The sequence below is a fragment of the Mesocricetibacter intestinalis genome, from assembly GCF_004363295.1.
Taxonomy (GTDB): domain Bacteria; phylum Pseudomonadota; class Gammaproteobacteria; order Enterobacterales; family Pasteurellaceae; genus Mesocricetibacter; species Mesocricetibacter intestinalis.
Map to the genome: position 1 here is coordinate 443,779 of NZ_SNYQ01000001.1, position 24,321 is coordinate 468,099.

The 24,321-nt window shown below is 45.7% G+C and carries 13 protein-coding genes, 1 tRNA gene and 1 pseudogene; 8 read left to right on the forward strand and 7 right to left on the reverse strand.

Annotated features, from left to right (window positions below):
* Window positions 1–75: 75 nt before the first annotated feature.
* Entirely contained in the window at window positions 76–9,483 is a 9,408-nt protein-coding gene (locus EDC45_RS02035; protein ID WP_133542954.1) for a YadA-like family protein, read from the forward strand.
* Window positions 9,484–9,543: 60 nt separating this feature from the next.
* Entirely contained in the window at window positions 9,544–9,963 is a 420-nt protein-coding gene (locus tag EDC45_RS02040; RefSeq protein WP_166635090.1) for an outer membrane protein assembly factor BamE, read from the forward strand.
* A 106-nt stretch (window positions 9,964–10,069) separates the two neighbouring features.
* Here the strand turns inward: EDC45_RS02040 and EDC45_RS02045 are convergent, their stop codons facing one another.
* From EDC45_RS02045 to hypT, 5 genes are all read right to left on the reverse strand, one after another.
* Entirely contained in the window at window positions 10,070–10,300 is a 231-nt protein-coding gene (locus EDC45_RS02045; RefSeq protein ID WP_243728752.1) for an integrase arm-type DNA-binding domain-containing protein, read from the reverse strand.
* Window positions 10,301–10,518: 218 nt separating this feature from the next.
* Window positions 10,519–10,603, reverse strand: a tRNA-Leu gene (locus EDC45_RS02050).
* 15 nt (window positions 10,604–10,618) lie between these two features.
* Entirely contained in the window at window positions 10,619–10,966 is a 348-nt protein-coding gene (gene secG, locus EDC45_RS02055) for a preprotein translocase subunit SecG (RefSeq protein ID WP_133542959.1), read from the reverse strand.
* A 128-nt stretch (window positions 10,967–11,094) separates the two neighbouring features.
* On the reverse strand, window positions 11,095–13,017 hold the full coding sequence (locus tag EDC45_RS02060) for a DNA topoisomerase III (RefSeq protein WP_133543256.1): 1,923 nt from the start codon (window positions 13,015–13,017) through the stop codon (window positions 11,095–11,097).
* 81 nt (window positions 13,018–13,098) lie between these two features.
* A complete protein-coding gene (gene hypT, locus EDC45_RS02065) occupies window positions 13,099–13,989 on the reverse strand; it encodes a hypochlorite stress DNA-binding transcriptional regulator HypT (RefSeq protein ID WP_133542961.1) in 891 nt (296 codons plus the stop codon).
* A gap of 220 nt (window positions 13,990–14,209) precedes the next feature.
* On the opposite strand from hypT, the gene cuyB reads away from it, so the two are divergent.
* Both cuyB and EDC45_RS02075 read left to right on the forward strand, forming a co-directional pair.
* Complete coding sequence (gene cuyB / locus EDC45_RS02070) at window positions 14,210–14,902, forward strand: cysteate racemase (RefSeq protein ID WP_133542963.1); 693 nt, start codon at window positions 14,210–14,212, stop codon at window positions 14,900–14,902.
* A 24-nt stretch (window positions 14,903–14,926) separates the two neighbouring features.
* Complete coding sequence (locus EDC45_RS02075) at window positions 14,927–16,234, forward strand: anaerobic C4-dicarboxylate transporter (RefSeq protein WP_133542965.1); 1,308 nt, start codon at window positions 14,927–14,929, stop codon at window positions 16,232–16,234.
* A 221-nt stretch (window positions 16,235–16,455) separates the two neighbouring features.
* Here the strand turns inward: EDC45_RS02075 and EDC45_RS02080 are convergent, their stop codons facing one another.
* Entirely contained in the window at window positions 16,456–17,838 is a 1,383-nt protein-coding gene (locus EDC45_RS02080; RefSeq protein WP_133542967.1) for a GntP family permease, read from the reverse strand.
* Between the two features lie 314 nt (window positions 17,839–18,152).
* Here EDC45_RS02080 and EDC45_RS02085 point away from each other — a divergent pair, with 314 nt between their 5' ends.
* The 4 genes and pseudogenes from EDC45_RS02085 (at window position 18,153) to EDC45_RS02100 (ending at window position 23,266) form a co-directional block, all read left to right on the forward strand.
* The gene (locus EDC45_RS02085) at window positions 18,153–18,671 is read left to right on the forward strand and encodes a gluconokinase (protein ID WP_133542969.1); all 519 of its coding nucleotides are present in this window, start codon (window positions 18,153–18,155) and stop codon (window positions 18,669–18,671) included.
* Window positions 18,672–18,684: 13 nt separating this feature from the next.
* Window positions 18,685–20,481: a phosphogluconate dehydratase gene (edd, locus tag EDC45_RS02090; RefSeq protein WP_166635091.1), complete on the forward strand. Its 1,797-nt coding sequence runs from the start codon at window positions 18,685–18,687 to the stop codon at window positions 20,479–20,481.
* Between the two features lie 18 nt (window positions 20,482–20,499).
* The gene (locus tag EDC45_RS02095; protein WP_133542971.1) at window positions 20,500–21,147 is read left to right on the forward strand and encodes a bifunctional 4-hydroxy-2-oxoglutarate aldolase/2-dehydro-3-deoxy-phosphogluconate aldolase; all 648 of its coding nucleotides are present in this window, start codon (window positions 20,500–20,502) and stop codon (window positions 21,145–21,147) included.
* 259 nt (window positions 21,148–21,406) lie between these two features.
* Window positions 21,407–23,266, forward strand: a pseudogene (locus EDC45_RS02100) (UDP-glucose:protein N-beta-glucosyltransferase).
* A 53-nt stretch (window positions 23,267–23,319) separates the two neighbouring features.
* On the opposite strand, the gene gntR reads toward EDC45_RS02100, so the two are convergent.
* Window positions 23,320–24,321: a gluconate operon transcriptional repressor GntR gene (gene gntR, locus EDC45_RS02105; RefSeq protein ID WP_133542973.1), complete on the reverse strand. Its 1,002-nt coding sequence runs from the start codon at window positions 24,319–24,321 to the stop codon at window positions 23,320–23,322.

Consider the following 24,321-nt stretch of genomic DNA (forward strand, 5'->3'; position numbering starts at 1 on the left):
ATTTAGCCCATTTAATAATAACTTTAGTATTTTTTAGGGTTTCTGTTGTCGGGCAGGGTCTGAAAGGGGTAAACCATGAAATTTAAAAAATTAATGCTATGCGCAGCAATAGGGGGGATGTTTATTTCATCGCCTTTATATGCGGAGGATACGGGATCTGCTGACGAAGCTTCGGCAGATAGCAATAAGATAAACTACTTCTCGGTTAAATCAACAGAAGCGGGAAATAAAGAGAATGATGGGGCAAGCGGTGTAGATTCCGTTGCCATCGGACCTAATGCTAAGACAGGTAAAGGCGCACCTAATTCCATTGCAATCGGTTCTAATAGTAAAGCCGGAGAGAGTGCCGGGGAAAACTCTATTGCAATCGGATTTAAGGCGAGAACAGTTGGGGATACTAGCATTGGAGAACAACCTACTGCTGGAAATAATGCTATCGCTATAGGTGCTAATGCAGGGGTATTAGCGAGAAAAGGTATTGCTATAGGTGCGGATGCCGTTGTAACAGGTTATGGAAGAGAAGCTATAGCCATAGGTGCAGCCGCTAAAGCAACGTTCGATGATGCTATTGCTATCGGAAACAGTGCTAATGCATCTACAAAGAATGGAATCGCAATTGGTAAAGGCACAAAAACAGGGGGAGTTAGTGCAATTGCTATCGGTGAAGAAAGCAGTAGTATAAACTCAGGTGGTATAGCTATAGGTAAGCAATCAGAGAGTAAACTCTATGCTGTTGCTATTGGTTCGACGGCACAAGCGACTGCTACCAGTGCTGTTGCCATAGGTGATACAGCTCAGGCTAAAGCTAATAATACAGTAGCTTTAGGCTCCAGAGCTGAAGCTACTAATACCAGCGATACAGCACTGGGTACAACCTCTAAAGCTTCCGGTGGCTGGAGCGTTGCTATTGGTCAGGAAAGTAAAGCGAGTGGAGCGATTTCCTTTGCCGGCGGATATGATGCACAGGCTGCAGGGTATACTGCTCAAGCTATAGGGATGAGTTCCCGGGCAGGTGGTGAAGCCGCTAATGCTTATGGCCGTGAGGCAATAGCTGCCGGCTTGGCCTCTAACGCTATCGGTCTTCAGGCTACTGCAACAGGTGATGATTCTATTGCTATTGGTCGTCAGGCTACAGCCGTCAAGCAAGGTGTTAACGGTATTGCAATCGGTCAATTATCTTATATTGGGGCGAAGACTGAACTGGGTGGCACACCAGAAGGCGGGGTACCTGATCATTCTTTATCAATTGTTGATAATGATACAAGTTCAGGTAAACCTAACCAAGAATATATGAATTCTATTGCAATCGGTAATTCGGCCAAGTCTTTTGGATACCAAAATACTGTATTAGGTGCCGGTGCCGAAGCCTATGACACCAATGATGTCGCTATTGGTATAGCTGCTAAAGCTAAAGGCAATTATGCAACAGCTATCGGTCAACAAGCTAATGCTAATGGATTGGAAGCTACAGCCCTAGGTCATTGGGCTCGCGCTTATGGTGATAATGCAATTGCTATCGGCTCTTATGCAATTACCAGTACTTTAGATGGAAGCGGTGAAGTTACTAATGGAATTGCTATTGGTCAACAAGCTCGAGCAGCTTCCAGTAATTCTGTAGCTTTAGGTAAAAATTCTTTAGCCTATATTGCTGATGATGTAAAAACCGAAGCTTACCTATCTAAGGAGGCTTTTGCTAAAGAGAATGGTGTAGTTTCTGTTGGTAATGCGGAATACAAAGTAGGTGAAGATACTGTTGCAGAAAATCGTCGCCGTATTATTAATGTAGCCGGTGGTGCAGATGATTATGATGCGGTTAATGTAGCTCAGTTAAAACAAGTAGGGCTAAAATTTACCGGAGATAATAAAAAGGATGGTAAACCTGTAGAAGGTAGCGTTAATCTTGGTACTCAGCAATTAGCTATTAATGGTGATGCTAATATTACAACCACTGTTAACGGTCAAGCTATATCCTTAGCACTTTCTAAAGATGTAATCGATAAATTAGGGGCAGTACAATACTTTTCTGTAAAATCTACGGAAACCGGTAATAAAAATAATGCAGGTGCTACAGGTACCAATGCTATTGCTATCGGTCCGAAAGTTACCGCAAGCGGTGAGGGTAGTGTTGCCATCGGTTTTAACAATAGTATGGCTGGTGCCGGTGGGGTGGTTATTGGTCGCAATACCAGAACCAGCGGAGATAGCACTGTTATTATCGGTGATGGCGCCGGTGTTGATCCTAATATTTCATTAGACGGCCATATCGCAATCGGTAAAAATGCACGTGTATTTGCCGGTGGTGGCGAACAAGAAGCGAAACTTGGTTTTGACCCAACAAACTGGCCTAAGGGCGGTGCCGGTGGTTATGATAATCCGACCGATCGCAGTCGTGTAGCAACCGGTATTGCTATGGGGGTTAATGCTAAGGGACGTACTGGTTCCATCGATATCGGCGGTCGTACCTATAATGGCCTTATGGGCGGTAAACAAGTAAAAGGCAATGATGCTATCGGTTTCCATGTAAATCAGACCGCATTAGGTACCAATACCTATGCTAAAGGGTTATTCTCCACTATGTTGGGTTCTTACTCTATTGCCACAGGTAGTTTTGACGGTTCCGGACGTATGAATACCGCAGCATATGGCGCTCAAAACTTTGGCGCTACCGTAGTAGGTTCTTTAAATAGTATTCGCTCTAACGGTAGTGGTGGTTTATTCTCCCCTTCTTATCAAGGGATAGCCAATACCATCGTCGGTTTAGCCAATACTGCGGATAATACAAACGGATCATTAGTATTTGGTGCGGGTAATAAAGTCACTAATTCTATTACAAGGATTGTTGCACCAACCAGCGGCGCAGATTCTGTTGATGCCATGGTAGATAAGTTACAATCTGCAATTCGAAGCAGCGATAGTGGTGGTGCTACCATGGCCTTTGGTGGCGGCAATGTAGCGGACTATACACAACGTACCGCAATTATCGGGGTTAATAATACGGTAACTGGTACAGCTCAAAATATCAGCGAATCTAACGCTATTACCGGTTTTGAAAATACTGCGACTAATGTAAGTCATGTAACAGCTACAGGTAGTAACAATACAATTGCAGACACTAAGAACACGATTCTTTTGGGGGATAATCGTACGGTTACCGGTTCAGAAGATAGCATTATTCTAGGACGTGCAAACAAAGCAGCTGCTAATAACGGTTTACGTGCTGTACCTGAAACAACTATTAATACAACCGCCGACAGAGTTGTGGTGATGGGGTATAACGCTGATGCTACAGTAAATGATAGTGTCGCTTTAGGCTCTCATGCAGTGGCAACTGTTGATAAAGGTGTTGCCGGTTACGATATTTCAACAGACAAAGCCTCAACAAAAACAGATGCAACCTGGGTTTCTACTCTAGGTTCCGTTTCTGTCGGTGCTGATGGAAAGACCCGTCAAATCACTAATGTAGCTGCCGGTGCAGTGGATACTGATGCAGTTAACGTAGCTCAGCTAAAAGCCGCCCGTGTAGAAGTGGTAGCCGGTGATAATGTAACGGTAGATACTGATACAACCGCAGGTCATACTAAATATACAGTGAGTTCCAGTGATAAATATATTACTGGTGCAGAACTTAGCGGCGATACACTAACCATTAACCGTAATGATGGTGAAAAATTCACGGTCAATAACTTAGCCACTAAAACTGATCTGGCTGCGGATAAGATCCATTATTACAGTGTAAAAGGTCCTCAAACTCCAGGTGGTAACTATAATAATGATGGCGCTACAGGCGATAACGCCTTAGCAGCTGGCGTAGGAGCCAGTGCAGTCGCTCATAACAGTATCGCTATTGGTCATAAAGCTTGGATTCTGGATAGTAACGGCGGTAAAGGCAGTGGTGATATTGCTATCGGTAATGGAGCCAAGGTTGAAAACTATGCGGATCAAAGTGCCGGTATTTCCTTAGGACAAAATGCCTATGTTGAAAATATGGCGGGTAAACAGGAAGCTATCTTTGCTCTAGGTCAAACAACATTTAGCGGTAATTTCTTGTCTACTGCAAGAATTCCGGCTGACCCATCTAAGCTTGCGGCAGGTATTGCCATTGGGGAAAACTCCTATGCACGTTCCGGTAGTTTGATGGTTGGTACCCATAAGTATATTGGTAAATTAGGTGATGTGAATGTAGATACATCGACTGAAGCAGGCCGTAGAGCAACAGGAGTGGGGGTAAATGCCGTTACCATAGGTACCAATAGTTTTAACCATGGTACTTTCTCAACAATTACAGGGGCATATTCTATTGCAACAAGTAATTATGCTGGCGGTCGTAACTCAACTGATGCCGGTAAGAACTTTGGTTCCACTATTACGGGTTCTTTGAATAGTATTGAATCTGCTACCGCTGAAAACTCATCTTCTGGCGTAGCTAGTAGTATAGTCGGTCTTGCCAATAAAGTTGCTAATGCAAATGGTGCTTTAATCTTCGGTGCGGGGAATGAAATTACGAACTCGGTAACAAGTATTTCTATCCCAGGTACAGGATTATTAGATAGCTCTTCTGCGGCAAATTCTGCTAAAGAGTTACAAGAGAAGATGCTAGATATTATTCGTAACACAGATAGTGGAGGTTCAACTCTCGCTATTGGGGGCAGTAACAAAGCTGACTATACCCGCGCCTCTTCTATTATCGGCGTGAAAAATACCTTAACAGGTACTGCAGAAGATATTAGCCAATATAACTCCATTATGGGGTATAACAATAAAGCGGAAAATGTAGATGATGTAACTGTAGCTGGTATTAATAATACAATTACAGGAACTAAGACCGCTGTTGTTTTCGGTGATAATCACAAAGTAACAGGTGCTCATAACAGCGTTGTTATTGGCTCTGTAGACGAAGAAACGGAATTAACTGCTACTGATGCTGTTGTAATTGGCCATAATGCCAATGTAGCCGTGGCTGGCGGTGTCGCTTTAGGTTCAGGTGCTATAGCAAATACCGATAAAGGCGTTGCCGGTTATGATATTTTAACCAATGCAGCTTCAACAAAAACAGATGCAACTTGGAAATCTACTCTAGCTGCTGTTTCTGTGGGTAGTAATGGGAATACCCGTCAAATCACCAATGTTGCTGCCGGTGCTGCCGATACCGATGCGGTTAATGTAGCTCAGCTAAAAGCCGCCCGTGTAGAAGTAGTTGCCGGTGATAATGTAACGGTAGATACTGATACAACTGCAGGTCATACTAAATATACAGTGAAATCTACTGATACAAAAGTTAAGAGCGGTACTGTTACCTATGGGAATAATGGTGCAGGTACAATGACCTTAACTGATACCGCAGGCGGTACAGTAAATGTAACCGGTTTACAGGATAAGTATATTACCGGTGCTTCTCTTAGCGGCGATACTTTAACTATTAGCCGTAATGATGGTGCAAAATTTACTGTCAATAATTTAGCTACTAAGACGGATTTAGCTGCTAATAAGATTGAATACTTCTCAGTGAAATCTGAAGAAACTGGTAATAAAGATAATACTGGCGCTACAGGAGTTAACGCAATTGCCATTGGCCCTAATGCAAGAGCCTTATTGGAAAATTCAGTGGCTCTGGGTAATGGCGCAAGAGTAACTAATGAGGGTGGTGTAGGAACAGCTGGTATTGCAATCGGTAAAAATGCTTACTCTCACGCGATGACTAACGGTAATCATGAGGCAATTATTACCTTTGGTCGTGATAAAAATCAGTTAGCAGGCGGTGTAGCCATTGGTCAAGATACACATGCTCGCATTGGTAATGTTGAGTTGGGTAATCGCGATTACAGTGGTCAAATCGGCGACTTCGATTTTAGAACAAGCAACGGAAAAATCGGAGGAGCTGCCATTGCCGATAATGGTAGACTCAATAACTCTGATGTTACTACCGGTGTAGGTTCAACCACAGTGGGTGATAACTCTTTCAATATGGCAAATTTTGCTACTATCCAAGGTTCATATAACGTTATTTCAAAAGCTTATGATAAACCGACCGCATCTTGGGCCGGTAACCAAATCACAAGAGGAACCAATGCCTTGCATAATGCAGGTGCGGCTATCCAAGGATTAGGTTCAGTGATTAACGGTTCTTTGAATAGCATTGAAGGTAATGAAGAGTTAAGCGCTAATATTTTCTCTTTATTAGGTGGTGGTAGTGATCCAGTTAACGGTTTAATGTATTCAGGTACGGCTTCCAATATTATCGGGGTGGCTAACCGTATCAATAAGAGTAATGGTGCTTTAATTTTCGGTACCGGTAATGAGATTACTAACTCTTATATTACACCTGATAGTCCGATTATTATGGATTCATTATCAACAAATGTTCCATTCCTCGGAACTTTAACATTGGATCCAACCATTGCTTCTTCTTCCGTAAAAGAGTTAGCGGAAACTTTCCGTAAATATGCTCAGGATAATCGTTTTGCTTCCGTGGGTATTACGGGTTCGGGCAATAAAGCGGATTATGCTTTATTCTCTACCATCTCTGGGGTGGGTAATACCTTAACAGGTAATGGAGCCACAACCAATGAGGTACTAAACTCGGGTAATACTAAGTTAGCACAAGCGACATCTAGTAATGTATTTAGTGCATTTAATGCGGTTAGTGGCTATGAAAATACCGCAACCAATGTTTCATATGCGCTACTTAACGGAGTAAAAAATACAGTATCAAACTCAGAGCATATTGTTGTTAATGGTAGTTACAATGAATTAACAGATAGTGATAATGCTACGGTAATAGGCGATAAACGCAAACTTACCGATGCAGATAATAGCATTGTTATAGGTTCGGCAGATGCAGAAACTGAGCTTAATGTGAAAAATGCCACTGTACTTGGCCATAATGCCAATGTAGCCGTGGCTGGCGGTGTCGCTTTAGGTTCAGGTGCTATTGCAAATACTGATAAAGGCGCTGCCGGTTATGATATTTTAACCAATGCCGCTTCAACAAAAACAGATGCAACTTGGAAATCTACTCTAGCTGCTGTTTCTGTGGGTAGTAGTGGAAATACCCGTCAAATCACTAATGTAGCTGCTGGTGCTGCCGATACCGATGCGGTTAACGTAGCTCAGCTAAAAGCTGCTCGTGTAGAAGTGGTAGCCGGTGATAATATTTCAGTCGTTAAAGATACGTCAAAAGGTTATACGGAGTATAAGGTGAGTGCCGTTGATAAATATATCACCGGAGCAACACTTAATGATGGTACTTTAACTATTAATCGTAATGACGGAGAGCAGTTCACTGTTTCAAATTTAGCGACTAAAGACGATGTGGCTGCGGATAAGATCCATTATTATAGTGTTAATGCACCGAAAAATCTCGATAACTACGATAATGATGGTGCTAAGCAGGTGGGTAGTATAGTAGCTGGACCTAATGCTTTAAGTAAAGCGGTGTTTTCAAATGTGATGGGTTCCTATTCCCGTATTGATGCCGATTCTACTTTCCAAGGTGCTACGGCATCCGTTTACGGGGCATTTAATACCATTACACAAAATGAAAATAGCGATATGTTTGACGGTGTTGCTAATAGTATTATCGGTGTTGCCAATAAAACGGAAAATGCCAATGGTGCGCTAATCTTCGGTGCGGGTAACCAAATCAGTAACTCCGCTGGAGCCGTAACTCTAACGCCTGAACAAATCGCTAAAATTCAGCAGGCGGTTGTGAATAATACACCGGAAGATATCGCTTCCATTCTGGCTGAAGCGGTGAAAGACAGCGGCGGTGCGGTAATGGCCGTTGGTGGCGCAAACAGTGCAAATTACGCCAAACTTTCACAGTTAACCGGTGTTGGTAACAGCTTAACCGGTACGGCGGAAACACCAAGTTCTTATAACTTTATTACCGGTTATCTGAACAATGGTAGCAATATCAATCATCTGACGGCGATTGGTTCGAACAATAAGGTAGCGGATACGGATAACGCCATTGTGTTGTCGGATAATCGTAAACTTAGCGGTGCACATAATGCTGTTGTTATCGGTATAGCAGATAAAGAAACTGAGCTTAAAGTAGAAGATGCAACGATACTTGGTCATAATGCCAATGTAATTGTGGCTGGTGGTGTCGCTTTAGGTTCGGGTTCTATAGCAAGCACAGATAAAGGTGTAGCTGGTTATGATCCTTTGACTAACAAACCTTCTACTGATACGACGAATTCTACTTGGAATTCTACCTTAGGTGCTGTTTCTGTTGGTAGTGAAGGAAAAACCCGTCAAATTACTAATGTAGCTGCCGGTGCTGCCGATACCGATGCGGTTAATGTGGCTCAGTTAAAACGATTAGGCGAGGCTCTCACTAACAATACCAATGGCAAAATGTCTGCCTTTACCGTAGGTGCTGGTCAAGCTGCCGGCATCACCGTTAACAATGAGAATCCGCGTTTTGATATTGTAGGTGCTGACAATATTAAGACGGAGGTTAAGGGTAATACCGTTGAAGTCGGTTTGGCTGATAAGGTTACGCTAACTGATAACGGTAGTATCCAGATTGGTAATACGACGGTCGATAACTCAGGTATTACTATTAAACCAAGCCAAGAAGGTGGTAAGGAAGTATCCTTAACTAATACAGGCTTAAATAACGGCGGTAATAAGATTGTTAATGTTGCAGATGGTGATATTAGTGAAAATAGTACCGATGCCGTAAACGGTTCTCAGTTACATGCAACCAATGAACGAGTTACTAATGTTGAAAACAAGATTAAAGATATTTCCACTGATGTAACTAATAATATTTCAAGCATCAACAACGAAGTTAATAATGTTAAGAACGAAGTGAATAACGTAAAAGGAGATGTTAATAACGTTAAAAACGAAGTTAATAATGTGAAGAACGAAGTTGCCAAAGGTTGGAATATTGAAGCGACGGAAGATGGCGGTAAAGTTATTAACGGCCAAAAAGCTAATGTGAAAATGGGTGATACCGTCAATATTAAGGCTGGTAAAAATATTGAAATCACTCAGGACGGCAATAGCCTGAAAGTTTCCGCCGCGGCAAATCAAAGCTTTAGTAATATTCAGGTGGACAGTATTCAAATCGGTGGAAATAATGGACCTACCATTTCTTCCAATCAGGAGGGTAATATTGTAATCAATAATAAACGTATTACTAATGTTCAGGATGGTAAGGCTCCTAACGATGTAGCAACTGTAGGCCAGGTAAGCCGAGTGGAAAATAAATTGAGCCGTAATATTCATAAAGTGGATAAAAACGCCCGTGCCGGTATTGCAGGTGCTAACGCAGCCGCTGCATTACCGCAGGTAAGAGGCAACGGTAAATCTATGATGGCCACCGCCGTGGGTACCTTCAGAGGACAAAGCGCTATTGCCGTAGGATATTCAACTGCTTCAGATAACGGTAAAGTGATTCTGAAATTACAGGGAAATATGAATAGCCAAGGTGATGTAGGTGCAGGTGCCGGTGTAGGTTACGAATGGTAATAAGGGGATTCGGCGGCCCATATAAAGGGTCGCCGATATGCCTAAGAGATGAGGTCTGTTATGTTCGGATTTAAACCTTTTGTATTTGTCAGCCTGTCCGTCGCCCTATTATCGGCCTGTTCTTCGGGTACTGTGGTTACGGGCGAAGGAACAGCGGATAAGCTGATTTGGCCGGATCCGGTAAAGGATATCCGGTTTGAAAAGGGGAAGGGTATATATCCTAATCCGGTGAACTTGGAAAAGGTTTACAAAGGAGCTACCAAATCTCAGCTTTATTACTTGCTCGGTACGCCGCATTTTGATGAAGGTCTATCAGCACGGGAATGGGATTATGTTTTCTATTTCCCTACTCCGGGTGTTGCCCAAGGAGTAACCACCTGCCAATACAAAGTTCTGTTTGATAAACAGAAAATTGCCCGCAGTTTCTACTGGAAAGCGGTGGAACCGGCGGATGCGGTTTGCCCTCCCGGGGTAAAATAATATTTTACGTAACGAAATAAACCCTCTTTTACATAGAGGGTTTTTTATGCTTTTAATTTTCAGCCCTTCTTTTTTATGCCGTTTTTTGTGCTTGAGTATCTATTCCTTATGCAAGCACAGTTCTATATTTTTTATATTTCTCACGGGCTTGGACTAAGCTAATACTCGGATAGGCTTCTATACCGAATTTTTGCTTGCTTAGAGGGTGGAGATAATTAAACTGCCGGGCGTTGGAAGCTGTAATAGCTATAGGTAAAAATAATACGCCCCCGTCTTTTAGGGGATAAGGTTTATATTTCGGTTTAGCTTTCTCTATTTCTGTATTGGTCAAAGGCATTGATAATGCGTGCCATAGTTCGATTCTCCGCATTTAGTAACTATGAAAAATAAGCCGGTAACTATATTAGGTGCGTAGTTGCTAGGGAGCGACAAAAATCTGTGCTAAAAGGCGAATAACGGCGATAAGCTAAGAAAGGCAAAATGGCGATAAACCCTTGCAATTACTGGCATTAAAAAAGCCTTTCGAGAAATTACGAAAGGCTTCGATATGTGTTGTGGTGCGCTGAGCGGGACTTGAACCCGCACGTCTTGCGACACTACCCCCTCAAGATAGCGTGTCTACCAATTCCACCACCAGCGCAGAATCTGAATCAATTTATTGCGGAATATCGCTGTTTTTATTTTCCGGTACGGCAGGTGCCGCTTCCTGTTTTTGCTGCAACTGCTCCGCAGCCTGTGATAAATCATCGAATTTACCCTGGGCAACATTGTTGCGGTGCGAATTGATATTGCCGATAACAATGCTGATAACAAAGAAGATGGTTGCCAGTACCGCCGTGGTTCTGGACAGAAAGTTGGCCGAACCCGCCGAACCGAATACCGTACCTGAAGCGCCGCCTCCGAAGGAAGCACCCGCATCGGCGCCTTTACCCTGCTGAATCAGGATAAACGCAATTAATGCGATGGAAATAAGTAAATAAACGATTAATAGGGCTTGATACATTATCTTCTTCTCTGTTGCTGAAATGCAATAAAATAAAACGTCCGGATATTAGCGAAAATTCATTCTTTACGCAAGCGATTTCGAGAAAAAGCGATGCATTTGGCGTAAATTCAGGCACTTTAAAAAACTCAGGAAGATTTGACCGCTCTTTTCCCGCTTTTTTCTGTATTTTTATTTCTTGGGGATTGGTGGGGAATTGCGCTTAATTGGCGCAGAGCGCTAAAGTTTGCATATTGTACCAATTCGGGCAGCATTGCCGTAAGTCCGGCCATAAATTGCGCGTAGCTCATTTGTTTACGGCTGATTTCGCTCAGCTGTGCCTCCCAATGGGCGGTCATATCCGGTTGGGTGGCGATATCCGGTAGGGCTTGAATCAGGATTCGGCCGGCCTGGGTACTGTGGATATTACGGCCTTTTTTATATAGAAATTCTCGCTTAAACAGCAGTTCGATAATCCCCGAACGGGTCGCTTCGGTACCCAGTCCGTCGGTTTCGCGCAAGATCTTTTTCAGCTCTTTGTCCTGTACGAAGCGGGCGATCCCCGTCATGGCGGACAGCAGGGTGGCATCGGTAAAGGGCTTCGGCGCCTGAGTTTTTTTACTCAAAATTTCCCCTTGTTCGCAATACAGTATCTGTCCTTTTTTAACTATGGGTAACGGCGGCTCCTGCTCTTCCTGTCCGTCTTCTTTACCGAGAAGTTCTTTCCAGCCTGCGGTTTGTAAATTAGGTGCCTGAGCAATAAAGCTGCCGCCGGCAATATTGAGGCTGATTTTACTTTTACGGTATTCCGCATCGGGGCAGAATTGCATCAGATACTGGCGGGCAATCAATGTGTAGACATTGATTTCCTGCGGATTAAGGGCGACCTTATGATTTTTCCCGGTGGGGATAATGGCATGGTGCGCTTCGATTTTTTTATCGTTCCAACAACGGTTTTTTTGTTCGGGGTTCAGAATCTCCGGCAATTCGGCATAAACATTGCTATGCATAGCAATGGCCTTAAGTACTTTATGCCGATCGGCAAAGTGTTCTTCCGGCAGATAACGGCAGTCCGAACGCGGATAGGTGATAAGCCGATGAGTCTCATACAGGCGTTGACAAATATCCAGAACTTCCTGCGCCGACATAGCGTAGCGTTTTGCCGCATCGATTTGTAGTGCCGAGAGGGAATAAGGCAGAGGGGCGGTTTCTTTTTCCCGCTTGTCGCTGTAATCCGTTACCTCCGCCGGTTGTGCGCTGATCCGCTTTACTACATTTTGCGCCAGCGGCAGAGAAAGAATACGTCCGTCCTCATCTTGATAGTCTTCGCAGGCTTTGCTCGGTTGCCAAAGTGCGGTAAATTTTGGCGTTTTTTCTTGTTGCGGACGGATATGGGCCAGCACTTCAAAAAAGTCTTTGGGCTGAAAGTTTTCGATTTCCAGATCACGACGGACGATAAGTCCCAGCACGGGGGTTTGCACGCGACCAACGGATAGTACCCCGCGGTAACCGGCTTGCTGACCGCGTATACTGTAGGCTCGGGTCATATTAATACCGTACAGCCAATCGGCGCGGGCGCGAGCCAGGGCAGAAGTGGAGAGCGGGATAAATTTGCGGTTCGGCTGTAATTTCGCCACCGCTTTTTTGACTGCGCCGGGATTGAGATCGCTAATCAGGCAACGTTGGATATTATTGCGTTTTTCCGCACTGATATCCGCATGGCTGAATACTTCATCCACCAGCAATTGTCCTTCACGATCCGGGTCGCCGGCGTTGATCAAAATATCTGCCTGATGGATAAGTTTTTTTACGATTTGCAGCTGTTTAGCCACCGCTTTGCGTGGGATCAGTTGCCATTTTTCCGGTATGATGGGCAGGTGTTCCAGGCGCCATTGTTTAAATGCGGGATTATAGGCATCGGGTTCCGCCTGTTCGAGCAAATGACCGACGCACCAGGTTACATAATCATTTTCTCCGCAGCGGATAAAGCCGTCGCCGCGCTGATGGGGTTTATCCAATACATCGGCAATGGCCCGCGCCAGACTGGGTTTTTCGGCTATAAATAATCGCATCATAATTATGGTCATTCGCTCGGAATAAAATTTTTGCGCGCCAGTATAGCAAAATCACCTCTAGCTGCCCAGAGGAGGGCTTTAGTCCGTTAGTTCGGCCACTATTCTCCAAAATTGCTCCGCATGATTATTAAGCCGAGTATCCACCCGATAAATATAGGCTTTAATCGGGATAATAAATTCTTGCATATCGAGCAAGCAGAGTTTATTTGCCGCTAATTCTTCATGAATGGCGTATTCCGGCAGCCAGGCGATTCCCTGTCGGTTGAGTACCATATTTTTTAATACTTCGCTCATTGAAGAAATAAATACGGTTTTGGGTTTGATATGGGGAGAATTGCTCAGCTTACGGTTAACCAGGCGTCCCATATAAGAGGAAGAGGTATAGTTGAGAAGCGGGCAGTTCGGCATGTTCAGATTGAACAGTGCCTGCCCGTATTCATCTGCCGGTGATACGGGATAGAGTTTCGACTGCAGAATTTCCACGGAAAGAAAGGGAGCCTGCATCAGACGTTCGTCATAAAAAGAAAAGATAAAATCGCTTTTGCCTTCAATCAGGGTATTGACCGCCTGATCCACATCAATAGATTCCACCGCATAAATTAAATTGTTCTGACGGGCGGCGACCCGACGAAAAAGTTCCGGCATTACCGACAGGGAAAGGGAATGGGCGGCGGCGCATTTTATATTGGGCAGCCCGAGATTATTACGTCCGGCCAGTTCGTCCAGATTATCCTGAAACTGTTGTAATAGGCTGCGGCTCTGAGAATGAAAAAGTTTACCGCCTTCAGTTAGTTGCAGGGGGAGGGTAGAACGGTCAAACAATTTGATTCCCAATGCGTCTTCCAAGGTCGATATTCGCCGGCTGAAAGCGGATTGGGATAAATTGCGTTGTTCCGCCGCCTGAGAAAAATTGCGGCATTGTTCCAACATTAAAAAATCTTCCAACCATTTGGTTTCAATGTTTTTCATCTCCGGTACCTCCGATGAAATGCATATTTCGCATAATCCCTATACTTCTTGCATGATTTGCTTTGCCTTATCCAAGATAGCACATTGATTATATTATGAATATGTATCCCTAATGATTTCTCTAGTCGTTTTTTGCATATCTGTTCGCTTTCTTGCATTTCATTTTCCTCTCTCCGCCTGCTAAAAGCTTGTTATGGCTAATTAAATTTAGGAGGCATACATGAAAAAAGTGATCGGCATTTTAGGCGGTATGGGGCCTGCCGCCACTGCGGATATGCTGCAGAAGTTTATCCGTTTTACTCCGGCCCGTTGTGATCAGGAGCATATTCCGCTGCTGATTTCTTCTATTCCCGATATTCCGGATCGAACTGCAGCGTTATTGCATGGCGGCGAATCACCGGAACCTTTGATGCTGAAATACATTCAGGGGCTGGAACGGGCCGGGGCGGATTGTATCCTAATCGCCTGTAATACCGCTCATTACTGGTTTTCTCGTTTGCAGCAACAGTGCCACACCAAGATGCTGAGTATGATCGAGGCCACAGTGGCTGAAGCGGCGGCATCGAGTACAAAGAATATCGGACTGCTGGCGACCGATGCCACTTTAGCTACCCGTCTTTATCAAGATGCTCTGGAAGCAAGGGGGCTGAACTGTATTGTTCCGGATAAGGCCTCGCAGCAGGAAGTGATGAAAAGCATCTATTTGCTTAAAGCGGGGCAGGAGCAGGAGGCGGAAGCGCTGATGTTGGCACAGAAAGAAGCTTTAATCGGGAAGGGGGCGGAAATTATGATTCTCGGCTGTACCGAAATCCCGGTGATCTTGCAAAAAGATCAGCAAAATCGACCGCACTTATATGTTGATTCCACTTCGGCGTTGGTACGTGCGGCGATTCAATGGTATCGACAAGCTTAATTACAGATTATTCCGGAGTTTATTATGATTTGGATAGAAATTTTCGTCGTATTGGGATGTATTTTTATGGGGATCCGCATGGGCGGCGTTGGGATCGGGCTGTTCGGCGGGATCGGGTTGGCCATATTAACCCTCGGCCTCGGCTTACCGGTAGGTTCCGTACCTGTGGACGTAATGCTGATTATTATGAGTGTGGTCATTGCCGCAGCGGCATTGCAGGCTACTCGGGGGATGGATTTTCTGGTTCATCACGCCGGTATTTTTATGCGCAAAAACCCGAAATATATTAACTTTATCGCACCGGTGATTACCTGGCTGATGACGATTATGGCCGGTACCGGATTTATTGTTTTTTCCACCTTACCGGTGATTGCGGAGGTGGCGAAAGAATCCGGGGTTCGTCCGTCGCGGGCATTGGCGGGATCCGTAGTGGCTTCTCAGTTGGCGATTTCCGGTTCGCCGATAAGTGCGGCAATGGCGGCAATGATCACCATTATGGAAAACGGCACCTCGGTAACCTTTTTACAAATTATGGCGGTTTGTTTGCCTGCCTCCTTTATCGCCGCTATGGTTGCGGCCTTTGTAGCTTCCCGTCAGGGTTGCGAATTGCAGGATGACGAAGTTTATCTGCAACGCCTGCAGGCGGGGCTGGTTAGCAAAATGGAACAGAAAACGGAAATTTTCCCGGCCACGGCAAAACTTTCGGTTGTTATCTTTTTACTGGCGACGCTTTGTATTGTCGTGCTGGCGGCGATACCTTCGCTGCGTCCGGTTTATGAGAGCGGCAAAACCATGGGAACGCGCGATATCATCGTGATTGTTATGTATAGTGCGGCCTGTTTAATGCTGATTTTCTGCAAAACCAAACCTGATGCGCTGGTTTTAAGCTCTACTTTCCGTTCAGGTATGAGTTCCATTGTGGTTATCCTTGGTATCGTTACCTTGGGAACTACCTTCGTTGATGCTCATATGGCGGATATTAAAGCGGTGGCAGGTAATGTATTGACGACTTATCCGATGCTGTTGGCTTTAGTTTTATTCGGCACCTGTGCGTTATTATATTCTCAGGGTTCAACAACACCGCTGATTATTCCTTTGGCCTTAGCGTTGGGAGTACCGCATTGGGCCATATTGGCTTCATTCGTAGCGGTAACCGGCGTATTCGTATTACCGACCTATCCGACTTCATTGGCGGCGATGGAAATGGATACCACAGGTTCCACCCGTATCGGTAAATATGTATTGAATCACCCGTTTATGCTACCGGGCTTATGCGGCGTGATTGCCGGCGTTATATTCGGTTTTCTGTGGTCGCCGATTGTACTGCCGTAACTTCCTGATTGGGGCTTAGCGGCGATACTAATCGGCGCTAAGCCGGTTTAAGAGATAAGCGGGTTGAAAATAGGCGGGTTGAAAAAGAGCGGTCATTTTTACAGGATTTTTTTGGCTGCCAGCAATTTTGCACAAGAGTAATTAAGCCCGCTTATTTTTATCGGAATATAAAACCGCCTTGCTGCATCGGCAACAAGGCGGTTATTTTCGTATAGGGAGGATTAGAGAATAATGCTACCTATAGCGGCCAAAATAAAGCCGATTAAGCCTAACAATGTTTCCATAACGGTCCAGGTTTTAAAGGTGGTTTTGGTATCCATTTCAAGGAAACGGCTGATTAACCAGAAACCGGAATCGTTCACATGAGATAAAACGGTGGCGCCGGAAGCGATGGCGATGACGATAAAGCAAAGATCGAATTCGCTCAGTCCCGTTGTGGCTGCTACAGTAGGGGCAATTAATGCGGCCGTTGTAGTCAGGGCTACGGTGGCGGAACCCTGTGCAACACGCAAACAGGTGGCGATAACAAAGGCGGCCACGATAACGGGTAAGCCCGTATCCGATAATGTTGCGGCGAGTACATCACCGATACCGCTGGCGCGCAAAACGCCGCCGAACATACCGCCCGCACCCGTAACCAGAACGATGGAACAAATCGGGCCGAGTGCGCTATCACATAATTTTTCCACTTGTTCCAGAGAACGCTGTTTTTTCAGAATAACAATAGAAACCAGTAATGTAATTAACAGGGCGACCGGGGTTTTACCCAACATTCTTAATACTTCCACCCATACCTGATCACCGGCCAATACTTTTGCCGTAACCAAGGTGTTTAAACCGGTATCCAGAAAGATCAGAATCAGCGGCAGTAGCAGGATAAACAATACGCTGCTGAATTTAGGCGGTTCCGCTTTAACGGTTTCCGTTACAACATTCTGATTCAAAAAAGCGGAAGGTAGGCTGATATGAATTTTACGTCCCACCCATAAGCCATAAAGATAAGCGCCGATATACCAGGTCGGAATCGCAATTACCAGTCCTACGATTACCAATAATCCCATATTAACGCCTAAGAGTTCGCCCGAAGCCACAGGACCCGGATGCGGTGGTAAAAAGGCGTGCATCACGGCAAAGGCACCGGCGGCAGGGAAAGCGTAGCGCAAGGTGGAATCACCGAAGCGTTTGGCGACGGTGAAAATAATCGGCAGCATCACCACCAGACCCGCATCGAAGAAAATCGGGAATCCGAACAACAGTGAAGCGACCCCGAGGGCTAAGGGCGCCCGTTTTTCACCAAAGGTGCTGATAAGGGTATCGGCCAGCACTTTGGCGCCGCCGCTGATTTCCAGCAAGCGCCCGATCATGGCGCCTAAACCCACCAATAGGGCAACGGAAGCCAATGTGCTGCCAAAACCGCCTAGCATGGTCGGGACGACTTTATTAAAGGGCGTACCGGTAAACAGTGCGGTCAGCAAGCTGACTAAGGTTAAGGCGACGAAAGCATGCACGCGGAAGCGCATGATCAGAATAAGTAAGGTAATAACGGCGCCCAAAGCAATTAATAAGAGGCTGGTCGCACTATGGGTTATAGGTAAGTGATCCATAACGGAAACTCCTGCATTGAGTAAAAAATCAAGATTGAATTTAAAACCGCACGCAGTGTTACCGATAACAGCATTATTTGCAATAATCTGGAAAACTAAATTTTAATTTTGTGATCATGATCATGGTTTTTGTGATTACTATTGATTAATTAATCGCCTTTTATCCATTTAACTTTGTTTTTTGATTGATGTTTTAGCTTTTAAGAGAAAATGTGATTGAGATCACAAAAATATTCAAAATAAAAAATACTGCTTTTAAAGTTACTGGTAACATATTATGTTATAGCGCAAATTTTATTATTGAGGTGTTTATCATGCATAAATCAGGTAAAAGTTTTATCTTAATGGGCGTTTCCAGTACCGGGAAAACCAGTGTGGGAACCGCAATTGCGGAAAAACTCGGCTTAAAGCTGATTGACGGAGATGATCTGCATCCCCGTGCAAATATTATTAAAATGGCTTCCGGTCAGCCGCTCAATGATGAAGATCGCGCTCCTTGGCTGGAACGTATCCGCGATGCGGCTTTCAGCCTGGAACAGAAATCGGAAAAGGGCATTATCATCTGTTCGGCTCTTAAGAAAAAATATCGGGATCAGATCCGTGAAGGTAACGATGTAAAATTTATTTTCCTGAAAGGCGATTTTGACCTGGTGCTCGCTCGGATGCAGAAGCGCCAGGGGCATTATATGAAAGCGGATATGTTGCGCAGCCAGTTTGCAACCCTGGAAATTCCTCAAGCGGAGGAAACCGATGTCTATGCGGTGGATATTGATGCCGGTTTTGATGAAGTGGTCGCACGCTGTGTTGCGGTGATTGAACCTTTATTAAAATAATGCGGCGGGTCATATGATGAATTCTGTTATTTTACGGGTTACCGAAAATATTTTGCAGCGCAGTCGACAGACAAGAGCGCAGTACCTGGCTCGGGTGGAGGAACAGCTTAAGCAGGGAACCACCAGAGCTTCTTTGAGTTGCGGCAATCTTGCGCATACCGTTGCCGCCTGCTGTGCGCAGGAAAAACGCAATATTCTGGATTTTACCCGGATTAATCTCGGCATAGTCAGCGCCTATAACGATATGGTTAGCGCTCATCAGCCTTATCAGGATTATCCGCACGAAATAAAACAAGTATTGCGCGAACTGGGACATTCCGCTCAAGTGGCGGCGGGAGTACCCGCCATGTGCGACGGCATTACTCAGGGGCAGAGCGGTATGGATTTATCGCTGTTTTCGCGCGATCTTATAGCACAGGCTACCACTATCGGCTTAAGCCATAATACCTTCGATGCGACATTATTACTCGGCGTTTGTGATAAAATCGCACCGGGTCAGTTAATAGGTGCGCTGTCCTTCGGGCATTTACCAACCGCTTTTGTACCTGCAGGACCGATGGCGACGGGAATCTCCAATAAAGAGAAGGTTAAGATTCGTCAGCAGTATGCGGCCGGAGAAGTTGATAAAAATGCCTTGCAGAATATGGAAAATAACTCTTATCATAGTGCGGGTACCTGTACTTTTTACGGTACGGCGAATACGAACCAGTTGGTATTCGAAGCTATGGGGCTGATGTTGCCGGGCGCGGCTTTCGTCCCCGTGAATGATCCGCTACGGCCGGCGCTAACCGCATTATTGAGCGCCCATATGGTTAAAATCTGCCGTCAGGGCGGTGATTTCAGACCTTTGGCCAAGGTGGTGGACGAAAAAAGCCTGGTGAACGGTTTAGTGGCCTTGTTGGCATCGGGCGGTAGTACTAATCATACCATTCATCTGATTGCGGTGGCACGGGCTGCGGGCTTTGTACTTAACTGGGACGACTTTGATCAGCTTTCCGCCGTGGTGCCGTTGCTGACCAGGGTTTATCCGAACGGTGCGGCGGATATTAACGATTTCCATGCCGCAGGGGGCGTTCCTTTATTGTTGCGTCATCTGGCGGAACGCGGATTATTCTATAGGGATGCAACACCGATTTTCGGCAGTATGACGGATTATTTCAAAATGCCGGTACTGGAAAAGGGTCGGGTTGTGTTTAAAGAAATCGAGGATACCCGTAATGCCGATGTGATTGCGCCTGCAGGCAAGTTGTTTAGCGAGCAGGGCGGTTTAAAGGTATTGGGCGGAAATCTCGGCCGCGGTGTTATAAAAATCAGTGCGGTGGCGGAAGCCCACCGTAAGTTGACGGCTCCGGCGCTGGTATTCGAAGATCAGGATCAGGTGGTTGAGGCTTATCATAAAGGCGAATTGAACCGCGACGCGATTGTGGTGGTACGTAATAGCGGGCCGGCGGCACGCGGTATGCCCGAACTGCATAAACTGATGCCGATTTTGGGTAATGTGATGGAACAAGGCTTCAAAGTCGCATTGGTTACTGACGGTCGTTTATCCGGTGCTTCCGGTAAAGTGCCTTCGGTTATTCATTTATCGCCGGAATCGGTTAAGGGCGGTCCTCTGGCATTGATACGCAACGGCGATTTAATTGCGATTGATGCGGAAGAGGGGAGTATTCAGTGCCTAAGCTATTTATCCGGACGCGAGCCGATACTGCCGGATTTAAGTGCGGATTATCGTCATTCCGGACGGGAATTGTTCGGTTTATTCAGAAAGAATGTGTCTTCGGCGGAAGAAGGCGCCTGTATTTTATTTTAACTTCATAAGGAAAACATTATGCAATGGGTTGTTTCTCCCGCCGCAGTGTTTGCGGCTTCTCCCATCGTTCCCGTGATGGTGATCAAACGTCTTGAAGACGCATTACCTATGGCGCAAGCTTTATCCGAAGGCGGTATTAACGTATTTGAAATTACGTTACGTACGCCGGTAGCCCTAGATGCTATCCGCCTCGTCAGCGAAGCTATGCCGCAGGCATTGGTCGGTGCAGGTACGGTGATTTCCGCCGAACAATATGATCAGGCGGTAGCCGCCGGGGCGAAATTCGTGATTTCTCCGGGAGCCACTGCGGCATTGTTGAAGCATGCGGCAAAATCTTCCGTAGCTTTAATTCCGGGAACGGCAACCCCTTCCGAGATGATGGCGGCACTGGAGCTGGGCTATGATCATGTTAAGTTTTTTCCGGCGGAAGCAAACGGCGGAGCGGCGGCATTAAAAGCGATTTCCGCGCCTTTACCGCAGTTGAGAGTATGTCCGACCGGCGGCGTTTCGCCGAAAAACCTGGCGGATTATTTGGCGCTGTCCTGTGTGGCGACCGTGGGCGGCTCGTGGATGATACCTAATGATGCGGTTGCGCAGCAGGATTGGCAGAAAGTCGCCGCTTTAAGCCGCGAAGCGGTAAAACTGGCCACTGATTTAAGAAGCTGATGGATAAAGCGGGATATTCCTCCGTTGCGGGGAATATCTCCGCCTTTTCCTTTTCTGCCGAGCCTTTAAAGTGCGGTCGGAAAATACCAAGATTTTTATATCTCCTCTTGAGGAAATCCGCCTTTTTGGTAAAAACTTCCTTTTCTTTTGCGGAAAATGAATTTTCCTGATTTATTTTGATGCAAAACATCGTATACTTCTGCCCGAATTTCATTATTTAATTTTCAATGCCTTAGGGGCAAATAACATCGGGGAAACTATGTCTGAGCAACAACCCAGCGTTTTACGTTTTGAAACGGCCGTTGCGGCCAAAGATTATGAGGTCGCCTGCAGAGAATTATTGAATATTTTGGGCAAGCTGGATGAAAATTTCGGTTTGTTTAACGGTATTGACTGCGATTACCCGCAGCAGCTGAACGGATTGGAGAAAGAACGGACGATTTATATCTGTACCCGTTTGGCCAATGCCATCGGTGAATTATTTGCCGACCGGGCTTTATCTATTTCGGGGAGCGGCGCTAAACAGTTTTTTATATTTCAGCGTTGGCTGGCATTGATTTTCGCAGCTTCGCCTTATGTCAATGCGGATCATATTCTGCAACATTATAATTTAAATAAAGATAAGGAAACTTCGCATAAAGAGTTTGTGCTGGAAGGTTCTAAAGAGGCGCTGATTAAGTTCTGTATTCTTTATTTTCCCGACTCTAACGTTAATATCAATTTGGAGGCACTCTGGAACGCGGATCAGGTGTTATGCGCCTCCCTGTGCTTCGCCCTGCAATCACCGCGCTTTATAGGTACCGACGCCGCCTTTTCGAAACGCGCGACGGTACTGCAATGGTTCCCTCAGTTTCTGGAAAGCTTCGATTCTCTGGATGCGCTGCCCGCCAATATTCTGCATGATGTTTATATGCACTGCAGCTATGATACGGCGGCGAACAAGCATCAGGTAAAAGGGGCGTTGAATAAGGTGGTGCGTCGTCATTTACTTAACGGCGGCTGGACCGATCGGGAAAACCTGTATCCGTTAGGCGAACGTAATAATAAGCCGGTAATGGTGGTAATGCTGGAGCATTTTCATTCGGCCCATTCCATTTATCGTACCCATTCCACTTCAATGATTGCCGCACGTCAGCATTTTTATCTGATCGGCTTGGGTAGCGATGCCGTTGATGAGGCGGGGCGCTAGGTATTCGATGAGTTTCATCTGATCGATAACGGCAATATTTTTCAGAAGTTAAATCAGCTGAAAGAGATTTGCGAGCAGAACGGCGCAGCGGTTTTCTATATGCCGAGTATAGGGATGGATTTAGCCACTATTTTCGCCAGTAATACGCGTGTGGCGCCGATCCAGGTTATTGCCCTGGGCCACCCTGCCACCACTTATTCGGATTTTATCGAATATGTTATTGTGGAAGACGATTATGTGGGTAGCGAAGATTGCTTCAGTGAAAAGCTGCTGCGTCTGCCGAAAGATGCCTTACCCTATGTACCTTCCGCACTGGCGCCGGAAAAGGTCGATTATATTCTGCGCGAGCAGCCGGATCGGGTGAATATAGGTATCGCTTCCACCACGATGAAACTGAATCCCTATTTTCTGGCCGCTTGCCGGCGTATTCGTGAACAAGCTAAGGTGGATGTGCATTTTCATTTTGCTTTGGGGCAGAGTATCGGTATTACCCATCCTTATGTGGAACGCTTTATCCGTACCTATTTGGGCGATGCCGCAACCGTATATCCGCACAGCCCTTACCTCCGCTATCTGGACGTGTTGCGGCGCTGCGATATGCTGATCAATCCTTTCCCATTCGGCAATACGAACGGGATTATCGATATGGTTACCCTGGGATTGGTTGGAATTTGTAAGACCGGGCCGGAAGTTCATGAGCATATTGATGAAGGCCTATTTAAGCGTTTAGGTTTGCCGGATTGGTTAATTGCCGATACGGCGGACGAATATGTGGCGCGGGCGATTCGTTTGGCGGAAAATCATGAAGAGCGCTTGGCGCTGCGTCGGGATATTATTGCCAATAATAAACTAAGTACTTTATTCAGCGGTAATCCTCAGCCGATGGGCGAGATTTTATTGCAGAAGGTGCGGGATTTGGCCGGACGCTAAAGCGCGGAAATAAAAAAAACAGGGCATAACGTCCTGTTTTTTATGGATTTGATTCAGATACTTTGTCCGATATGGATCTGGTAGCCCAAATCGATAATATTGCTTTGCTGCGGGAGACCTTGCAGGCGATCCAGTAATTCCTGAGCGGCGCGGTAGCCGATATTTAAACGCGGGGTGATAACCGTAGCTAGCTGAGGAGTCATAGATTGCCCCACATCATGGCCATGGAAACCGGCTACGGCAATTTGTTCCGGAACCTTGATACCTAAACGCTGACATTCGAACAACGCGCCGATGGCAAGGTCGTCATTGGTACAGAAAATACCGTTCAGATCAGGATATTTTTCTAGGGCCTGATGTAGCTGCTTGGCGCCCAGACTGAAGGAAGAGGATTCTTCCGTGAGCAGGAAACGCGGCGTCAACGCATATTTTTTCATGGTATTTTCATAACCCAGCATTTTCAGGCGGGTACGTTTATCCATTCGTGCGGAAAAATAAACGATATTCGTATGGTTACGTTTAATCATGGTATCCGTCATTGCTTGTGCGGCAGCGATATTATCGAAGCCTATCACTTGCTGAATGCCGGATTCGCCGCTATCCATAATTTCAATAACCGGAATATTGGCCACTTCCAGCATTTTTAAGGTGCGTTCGGAATGTTGATTTTCCGACAGAATAAGCGCGTCCACATTATAGGAAAGCAGCGATTCTATCCGCTGTTCTTCTTTTTCAATGCTATAACCGTAGTGAGCCAACATGGTTTGATAACCGGCCTGATCGGTGATTGTTTCTATACCTTTGATCACATCGGCAAAAACCTGATTGGTAAGCGAAGGTACCAGTACGCCGATGGCTCGGCTTTTGGCATTGGACAAAATATCCGGTGCGCGATTGGGAATATAGCCGAAGCTTTCTATGGCGGCGGCGATTTTTACCCTAGTACTTTCCGCCACCAGTTCCGGGTTGCGCAGATAGCGGCTGACGGTCATTTTGGTGATGCCGAGATGCTCGGCAATATGCTGTAGAGTGGGACGTTTTCGTTTAGTCTGCAT